Consider the following 8436-nt stretch of genomic DNA (forward strand, 5'->3'; position numbering starts at 1 on the left):
ATCCGGTAGCTCCATGGTGATGATGAGATCACGCGCCACGTCGGTCAACTTGACGTTCTTGTCCTGGGAGTAGCGGCGGAGGATGGAGAACGCGCGGTCGGCATCGATGCCGAAGCGGCCCATCAAGATCCCTTGCGCCTGCCCGATGACCGTTCGAGTGTCCAGGGCGTTCTGCAGTCCCTCCCGGAGGCTGACGGCGGCCAGTGCCGCAGCAGCGTGACTCGCAAAGAGCTGCGCGACATCGGCGTCCTCGTTGGTGAACTGCCGGATCTTGTCTCCGTAGAGGTTGATGGCACCGATGCGTCGGCCGCCCGCGTGGAGCTCAGCTGACAGGATGCTGCGGAATCCGAGCCTCACGGCAGCGGGACCCCACCCGGGCCATCTGTCATCGGCCGCGAGGTCCACCGACATCACCACCTGGGCGGTGGTGGCAACGTCCACACCGGGGCCTTCGCGAAGGTCGTACTGCAGCTGATCCACATCGACGACCAATGGTTCGGACGCCCCGACTGTCTCGAACTTGCCTCGACCACGAATCATCGTGATGCCCGCGAACTGAGCCCCGACAGTCTTCATCCCGAAAGCCACAATCTGAGCGGCCGTCTGGTCGACAGTCGTGGCCTCGCTCAGCTCGGTGGCCAGTCGCGCGAACGCGTGATCTGGTAGCTCTCGCACAAGTGCCTCAATGGGTTCGGCGCCCAAACGGACGATGACCTCAATGTAAACCACAGTCAGGGACACCGGCGATCGCAGAAGACGCCGTCCCAGAGCCAATTTCGGCTGTCACCATGCCGCCACCGTAGAGTTCATGCCGTACTGGATTCGTTCCCCGTTCCGCCATCTCGATTGGCGGCGAGCTCGAAGGTTGCGGCCTCCGGCGGTGGGCGCTCGGTCCTCGGCGCGGATTGATCATCATCGCTGGCGCTGACCCCCTCGGAAGGTAGTGACGTGACGACAGACGGCCCGCGAGATCGTAACGATGACGGCAGGGCTCAACAGGCGCGACCACGAGACGAGCTTGGCCGCCCCCTCCCCTACGGTTCGACCGGTGTCGAGCCCGTGCCGGATGTTGCCCTGCCTCCGATGGAGACCCTGCAGTTTGCCGAAGATCTCATCCGTGCTGGTCGACCGTTCGCGGCCCATGAAGTTCTGGAGGCGCGGTGGAAAGCCTGCCCCCAGGAGGAGCGCGAGCTGTGGCAGGGGCTTGCCCAGCTGTGTGTCGGGCTGACGCACGCTGCACGGGGCAACGAGGTTGGTGCGGCACGCCTCGTCGAGCGCGGAACGGATCGACTGGTCAGGTATGACTCGACCGCCGGGCCCCGGTACGGGCTCGATATCAGGACGATCGTGAACTGTGCGCAGAATGCCGTCAGTTCGACGGAGACGGACGGTCGTCACTCGACACGGTGAAACCGCCTCGCTGCACAGCGTCTACGTCCCAGGCTGCTGAGACTTCTGCCGCGAGGCGAGTCGCGTTCTGGCTCGCTTGTTCCAGACCATCTGCTGCAAGGCAAGCGTCAGCCAGCCCGCGACGACCATTCCGGTGATGTTGACAAGCAGCTGCAGCGCGCTGCCCCAGACCTCTGACATCGCCCCGAACGCGGCCCCGAGGGCGACGTTCCCGGCGGCGGGGATGGTCGTGACCGAGATGAAGGCGCCGGACAATCCGCCGACTTTCGCCGACGTGAGAGACAGGACTCCGGCAGCGGCCGCGATGAGCGCGACGATGAAGGACCACTTGTCGGTTGAGTAGATGAAGTCGGTACCCGGCCGGGCACCGGTGACGTCCTCGACGACGATCCATCCCAGGCCCCGGGCCACCAGGGCGGCCAGGGTTGTGAGGACGATCGCGACGATGAATCCAACTGCCAGAGTCCGTATGGCACGACCGAACAGCAACCCGCGGCCTCGTACGAGAGCAAGCCCCAGTGCGGCGATCGTGATGAATTCTGGTCCGAGGACCATGGCCCCGATGACCAGGATCTGAGAATCGAGCACGATCGCGATGCCGGCGAGCATCGTGGCCATGGTCATGAACGCCACATAGGTCCAGTTGAGCTCCGACTCGTCGTAGGCGCTTTGCGTGACATCGGCCCAGACGACGGCATCGGCGCTGCGGCCAGGAGTTTGGCGCTCGGCCTCGAGTCCCGACTTGGACACCCAGCTCTCGACAGCGCCCACGTGAATTGTTCCCGACTCGGCGACGCCCATGCTTTCGAGTCGTTCGATGATCTCGTTGGCGGCCTCGCGGGCGACGTCGGCCATGACGAGGTCACCTGACGGTTGGATCGAGGCTCCCCTCAGCACCGCGAGGTGGCTGACCGCCTGGTCGTCCGAGAAGACGTCGAGCACGGGCTCGGTCAGCGCAGCGGGGACGGCGATCCGGATGTGGAGCATCCCCGAATTGTGCCGCAGTGACGACACCAAACTCCACCGACCGTGACTGCCCAGCCCCCCGCGTGCACCGCTGGACGGCTCGCCGGATCGGGGTCTGCGCGACGCGGTTGCAACGCCATCCACAAGCCTGACCTCAGCAAGGCTTCCCGGCGTGAGTGGTGCCACAGCACCACTTTTGCTCTCAGAGGAGGACGAAGATCACCGGGTGACGCGCTGCCAGGAGAAAGGTCCGAACGAGGTGGCCGTCGACGGCTGAGCCTTCTTGTGCGCCGTCAGCCGCATGTACTCGAGGGGAACGGTGCTTCCATGGACCACGATGCGGTGAAAGTTCGGAACGTCGTACGAGGGGTGGCTGGTCCAGTCGTCGTAGGCACAGACGTCATCATCACCTGTGCACGGCGCCGCCTTCTGCAGCGGGTTGTCGGACCGGTAGACGTGTGAGTCACCGTTGAGCAACAAGACCGGTTTGCCGTAGGCCTTCGTGTGGGTGGCGAGGCTGGCGATGATGGACTCGTAGTTCGCGAGGTGGCTGAGGTCCTTGCCGTCGGGGTCCCACATGTCGGCCTGGCTGGTGATCACGACGGAACGCGCGTCGACTTTCTTGGCGGTACGGAACGCTCGGTCGATCCATCGCAGGGCGGCACCGGTGCGGTTGGCCGCCTCGGTGGTCTGCTGCGGTGAGGCCGTGGGGGCGCCGAACCAGGGGTCGGCGTCGTTGTTCGAGCCGCCGGGCACGTCGACGGTGGCGAACAGGACGCCGCTGCGCTGCCACATCACGTTCTCCACATATTGACCGTCCGTGGGGTGTGCGCGATTGTCGACCTGTGCCTGAGAAAGCACCCGGAGTCCGCTGTGGCCGAGCGTGGCGCCGGGCGTCGCGAAGAAGATCGATCGCACCAGGGCGAGGTTGTCGACCGGGTTGCCGCCGGCGTAGTTGACCAGGTTGCCGCTGGCATCCCGGACGTAGTCGATCTGTCCGGTCGCGGGGTTGTAGGCACCCCCGCCTTCCTTCTTCTTGTGGCAGTCGGTCCACTCGTTGTCCCCAGGCGTGTAGACCATCGGGTCGGCGAAACCGGCCCACAGGTCAGCGATCTGCTGGTCGTAGGACTGGGTGCAGTTCTGGCTGCCGGAGTGGATGTCACCGACGTGCAGCACAGTGGACACTGCCGGGTCGGCGTTGACCTTGTCGATGAATGCTGGGGTGGCGTCGGTCTCGCTGGTGTGGGTGGCCGATGTGCCGTACGGCGCGTCGCCAAAGACGGCATAGGAGAACGAAGCGGATTCGTCGTCGGACCCGCGATGGCTCGGCGAAGCTGCGGCAGGAGCCACCACGGTGAGGCTGAGCGCAACGATTGCGGCAGCAACCAGGCCGCGGCTTGGACGTGCAGGCATGGGAACCTCGGGTCTCGTGAGATCTGACGCTTCGGACACTAGACGCGGCCGGTGCACCTCCCGGGACCATCACATGAATGGGTGGTGAACACCACGGGCACGCGGCGCGCCTGAGATCTGGCCGCTGTGGCTGCTTTCCGTCGCCGGGCGCGTGATCCGTACCGGCCAACGTCAGATCATGCGGCTGTCCACGCGATGGCCTTGGGCCGACCTCATCCTGACCGGCCACACGCGAGTCGCGCTGACCACTCGACCGCCGCTCACCCAGACACCGACAGTTTCCCCCAACGACTAAAGCCCGTCACAGAGCCGCTCACGGCCTCAGTGACCAGCCCGGCGAAGGATCGAGGTTCGGGGTACTGGGGACTCAAAGTCGACCATCCAGTCGTCGACGACCGAGTCAGACGCTTCGACAGACCAGGCTTCACAAGCCGTCGAGCACGGATTGACTCCTGTTCGTGTGAAGAGCCGGGATCGTTGCTGACGCTGGCGGGGAGGGCGGCACACTGGCGGTCCCGGATACCCAGGACGTGCGCCAACGTGACTCCGAAGGGCCCGTCACCATCTCGCCGCGGGTCTGCCTCCAAACCGAGCCCTGACCATCAGGCACAGCGACCGGGAGATGCGACGCCTGAGTCGTCGGGCGACCTTTCAGGTCAGTCCGCGGCTCGCGGCGTAGGTGGCTGCTGCGGCACGCGAGGAGACGTCGAGGATCCTGTAGATGTTGGCGACATGCCGGTGCACGGTGTGCTCGCTTATCAACAGCTGAGCGGCGATGTCGGTGTTGGTGAGGCCTCGGGCGAGGAGTCGGAGCACGTCCACCTGCCGCGCGGACAGCGGGCCACTGGCATCGTCATGTCCAAGGAGGGCGCGGGCCCGGTCGATGCTCGGCCCGACTCCAAGAGGTTTGAGCAGGTCGAGTGCCCGTCCGGCCTGGTCGAGAACGCCCTTGCTGTCACCGAGCGCCTGCAGGCAGGCGGCGTACTTCAGGCGGAACTCAGCCTCGTCGAACCCCAGCCCGGCGGCCGCAGCGTGCCGAACGGCATCCTGCCACGAGCTGATGGCGATCGCTTCGTTGAGCGCGAGCCGTGCCTGCGCGGCAGCGGACTCAGCAAGGAGGGCGTCGGTGCCGATGAGGTCCGCCATCGCACGCAGCTGGGCTGCCGCCGCACGAGCGTCGTCGGATCTGCCTGCCGCCGCACCCGCCTCGACGACCATTGCCAGCACCTCGGCCCGCTCCAGCTGCTGGTCCGCCGGAAGGCTTCGCAGCAGCTCGGTCACCGACGACCAAGCACGCTCCGCGTCGCCCTCTGTGAGATGGAGGTGGCACCGGCTGATGACGGCGCTTGTTTGGTAGCCCGCCTGCACAAGCAGTGCTTCGGCCTCGTCATGACGTCCCTGGCGGCGGCGCAGCTCGCCGAGATGAGCCACAGCTTCCAACCGCGCCCCCCGTTTAGAGTGCTGCAACCGATGGAGCGCTCCAGTCAAAGTCGCCTCGGCCGCGACGCACTCGCCCTGAGCCATCTGCACGGACGCGTACTGGATACGGCAGACCGAGAACAATGGCGCGAGGTCGTGGCGCGAGCAGATCTCATCGACCCGGGCACACCACAACGCCGCGCGGGAGAAGTCGTGCGCGTCCTGGCAGGCGTTGATGACCCAGCAGCAGACCTTGCCCATCCACATCAGGTCCTCGACATCGCCAGCTGTGGCGGCTCCGGCAGACCCGTCCAGCAGGGCCATGCCGAGGGCGACGTCGCCCAGCCTGACCATGGCGAGGCCTGCGAGGGCCTGCCCGACCACTACAAGATCCCCGTCGCCGGTCGCACGGCCGACGGACTCGGCCGCCCGGGCGTGTTCCAAGCCGGCCCGGGGTGCGTGCTCGGCGGCGAGGGCAACCTCGGCTCGACGGATCTCCAGCCAGCCAGATTCGGGCACGCCGTCCTGCCCGGTGAGCAGATCCGCAGCCCGCGCGAGCCAGCCGCGGCCAACCGGTATGCCCAGCCCGAACAGGATGGAGTCGTAGCCCAGAGTCGCAGCGACCAAGGCCGCGGCACGGTGGTCGCCTGTCCCCCGGAACCCTCGGTACGCGGCCTCGCGGGCCGCGAGGGCAGTCCCGGCGTCGTCGAGCCACCACGCGACCTGAGCAAGCCCGTCGTGGGCCCGGGGGTCGTCGGTGTGGGCGATGACGTCAGCGAAGCCAGCCGCAGCTTCGTCCCACCGACCGGCCCTGAGCGCCGCCTCAGCGGTGACCAGCTCCGGTGACATCATGACCACAGACCTGCGTGCCGCCCGGTCGATTGCGGTCTCCTACACTCCTGCGCCGGCGGCAAGAGCGTGCACGTCGGCCGTGGTGAGCGCGTTGCCCGCGATACCCCAGTCACCGCTCTGCACCTCCCGCACGACGCACCAGGTGACCGGACGGACGTTCTCGCCCTCGATCTGGACGAGCGCATCGGTGAGCTTGGAGATGATCTCCTGCTTCTGCTCGGGGGTGAAGACATCCTTGATGACACTGACCTCGATGAGCGGCATGACAGTGGTCCCTTCTCGGAGTGCGGCTCCCTGGTGGAGCCTGCAGCCCAAGACTCCGTCACCGGCGTCCTCGAGCGCTTCCACCGAACGGGCCATCGCCTCCCGCGAGGTCGATGACCAGAACGGGCCACCCACGAATTAGCCGACTCACGAAACGGCTTTTCGACGTCCATGGCCCCAGTGTGGCGCTGCGGCGCCTCACCGTCGATGTCCGATCGCGACACAAAGCACCAGCGGAGCTGCCGGCGCGCGCTGTTGCGGCCGCGGGCCGGGTTCGCGTCGGGTTGGCAGGGCACGCTCGGGGTATTAGTTCTGGGATCACGTTCCGGAGGCACTCTTGAAGACGATGTCCGACCACGACACAGCACGCATGACGACGTTCGGTTCCTCTGAGGTGGTGGCTACCCTCGGGAGGAACCCGACCAGGCGCGAACTGCCTGGCGAGCCGCCGGCAGTTCATCTCTACACGCCGTCGGCCGACCCGTCCGGGATGGGCGTGCACATGTTGTGCCTGGCCGAGGAGTACGTGCGCCAAGGGCGGCGCGTGACGCTGATGTACTGGCCCAATGCCAACGCGGAGCGGCTTTTCGTGCCGGCCGAAGAGCGCGGAGTGCGCCTGGCGCGGGTCCCGCATCCCCGCGATTCCCAGTTCGCTGCGTGCATCGCGGAGGACCTGCGACGCCATCCGAGCGAGGTATTTCACGTGCACGTGGGCACCGGCCGCGAGAACTGGGATGGCGCCCGGGCCGCAGCTTCGAGAGGAGTACCCGCGATCGTGCAGACGCTTCACCTTCCGTGGTTCATTCACGACCGCCGAAAGCGCGGCGCAGCCCTCACAGCGCTCGAGCCGGTCGATCGCGTCATCACGGTGTCGCGCTGGCAACGCGCCACCTACGAGAAGATCGGCGTCGCCCCGCAGCGCATGGTGACCGTGCCGAACGGTGTGCACCCTCGTGCCTCGTCACCGGGACGTCCCGCCGCCCGCCGCGAGCTCGGCCTCGATCTCGGCCGGCCCGTGGTGATCACCGTCGGGCGGTTGACGGTGATGAAGGGCCACCGCTACCTGATCGATGCGGTGCCTTCCCTCCTGCAGCGCTTTCCCGATCTGGTCGTCGTGGTGATCGGAGATGGCCATTTGCGCCGTGCTCTCGAGCATCAGGCCGAGCAACTCGGGGTGACGCACGCCGTGCGGTTCGTCGGCCACCGGGCTGATGCGCGCGGACTGCTGGACGCGGCGGACGTGTTCGTGCTGCCGTCGCGTCATGAGGGCATGCCGCTCGCCGCCCTCGAGGCCATGGACGCGGGCCTGCCCGTCGTGGGGACCCGGGTCGTCGGTACCTCCGAGGCGGTCGCCGACGGCGTCTCCGGCCGCCTCGTCCCACCGGGATGTCCGGCAGCTTTGGCCGGGGCCATCGAGGAGCTTTTGAGCAAACCGGCCCTTCGTCAGCAGATGGCAGCTGCGGGCCGGCTGCGTTACGAGCAGCTGTTCACCGCGACCCGGATGGCCAGGCACACGGCCGCGGTGTACGACGACGTGCTCGCCCGTGCTGCTGCGGCCCGCTGATGCGCCGCCTGCGCGTCGGCTGCGTCGGCACGGGCTTCATCGCGGGCAAACACCTCGCTGCGTTGTCGACCTTCGGGGACGTCGACGTGGTGGCCGTGGCCGACAGCGACGATCAGCGCGCCGCGGCGGCGGCCTCCGCCCACGATGCTCGGTGTTACACCGACGGTGTCGATCTGGTCGAGTCCGAGGACCTTGACGCCGTCTGGTTCTGCGTTCCTCCCTTCGCGCACGGCCCTCTCGAGGAGGCGGCCGTGCGACGGCGTCTGCCCTTCTTCGTCGAAAAACCGCTGGCTCACGACTCTGCCACTGCCGAGCGCATCGCCGGCCTCGTTGAGACCGCCGGCCTGCTCACGGCTGTCGGTTACCACTGGCGCCACCTCGACATGGTCCAGAAGGTCCGAGATTTCGTCGCGGACCGACCGCCGCTGCTCCTCACCGGCTACTGGCTGGACAGCACTCCGCCCGTGCCCTGGTGGGTGCGCCGAGGTCAGTCGGGTGGTCAGCTGGTCGAGCAGACGACGCACGTGTTCGACCTGGCTCGCCTGCTG

The 8436-nt window shown here is 67.1% G+C and carries 8 protein-coding genes; 3 read left to right on the plus strand and 5 right to left on the minus strand.

Features of this window, described 5'->3' with window-relative positions; all coding sequences use genetic code 11:
• Window positions 1-741: GAF and ANTAR domain-containing protein (locus tag H7290_RS03730; RefSeq protein ID WP_366927595.1), on the minus strand; the 741-nt coding region annotated here is incomplete at its 3' end.
• Between the two features lie 207 nt (window positions 742-948).
• On the opposite strand from H7290_RS03730, the gene H7290_RS03735 reads away from it, so the two are divergent.
• On the plus strand, window positions 949-1410 hold the full coding sequence (locus H7290_RS03735) for a DUF309 domain-containing protein (protein WP_290512676.1): 462 nt from the start codon (window positions 949-951) through the stop codon (window positions 1408-1410).
• Window positions 1411-1431: 21 nt separating this feature from the next.
• Here H7290_RS03735 and H7290_RS03740 read toward each other — a convergent pair whose 3' ends face one another.
• The 4 genes from H7290_RS03740 to H7290_RS03755 form a co-directional block, all read right to left on the minus strand.
• Window positions 1432-2397, minus strand: a complete 966-nt coding sequence (locus H7290_RS03740) for a DUF389 domain-containing protein (protein ID WP_290512677.1) — start codon at window positions 2395-2397, stop codon at window positions 1432-1434.
• A 198-nt stretch (window positions 2398-2595) separates the two neighbouring features.
• Window positions 2596-3789 carry a metallophosphoesterase gene (locus tag H7290_RS03745; RefSeq protein WP_290512678.1) on the minus strand — a complete coding sequence of 398 codons (1194 nt, stop codon included), beginning with the start codon at window positions 3787-3789 and terminating at the stop codon, window positions 2596-2598.
• 651 nt (window positions 3790-4440) lie between these two features.
• Window positions 4441-6060, minus strand: coding sequence for a LuxR family transcriptional regulator (locus tag H7290_RS03750; protein WP_290512679.1), 1620 nt, complete (start codon window positions 6058-6060; stop codon window positions 4441-4443).
• Between the two features lie 39 nt (window positions 6061-6099).
• Complete coding sequence (locus H7290_RS03755; RefSeq protein WP_290512680.1) at window positions 6100-6324, minus strand: tautomerase family protein; 225 nt, start codon at window positions 6322-6324, stop codon at window positions 6100-6102.
• A 346-nt stretch (window positions 6325-6670) separates the two neighbouring features.
• On the opposite strand from H7290_RS03755, the gene H7290_RS03760 reads away from it, so the two are divergent.
• Window positions 6671-7888: a glycosyltransferase family 4 protein gene (locus H7290_RS03760; protein ID WP_290512681.1), complete on the plus strand. Its 1218-nt coding sequence runs from the start codon at window positions 6671-6673 to the stop codon at window positions 7886-7888.
• Window positions 7888-8436, plus strand: a 549-nt coding sequence (locus H7290_RS03765; RefSeq protein WP_290512682.1) for a Gfo/Idh/MocA family oxidoreductase, incomplete at its 3' end; no start/stop codon positions are given. The genes H7290_RS03760 and H7290_RS03765, both read left to right, overlap by 1 nt.

Origin of the sequence: Aeromicrobium sp. (assembly GCF_014378035.1) — a bacterium.
Lineage (GTDB): Bacteria > Actinomycetota > Actinomycetes > Propionibacteriales > Nocardioidaceae > Aeromicrobium.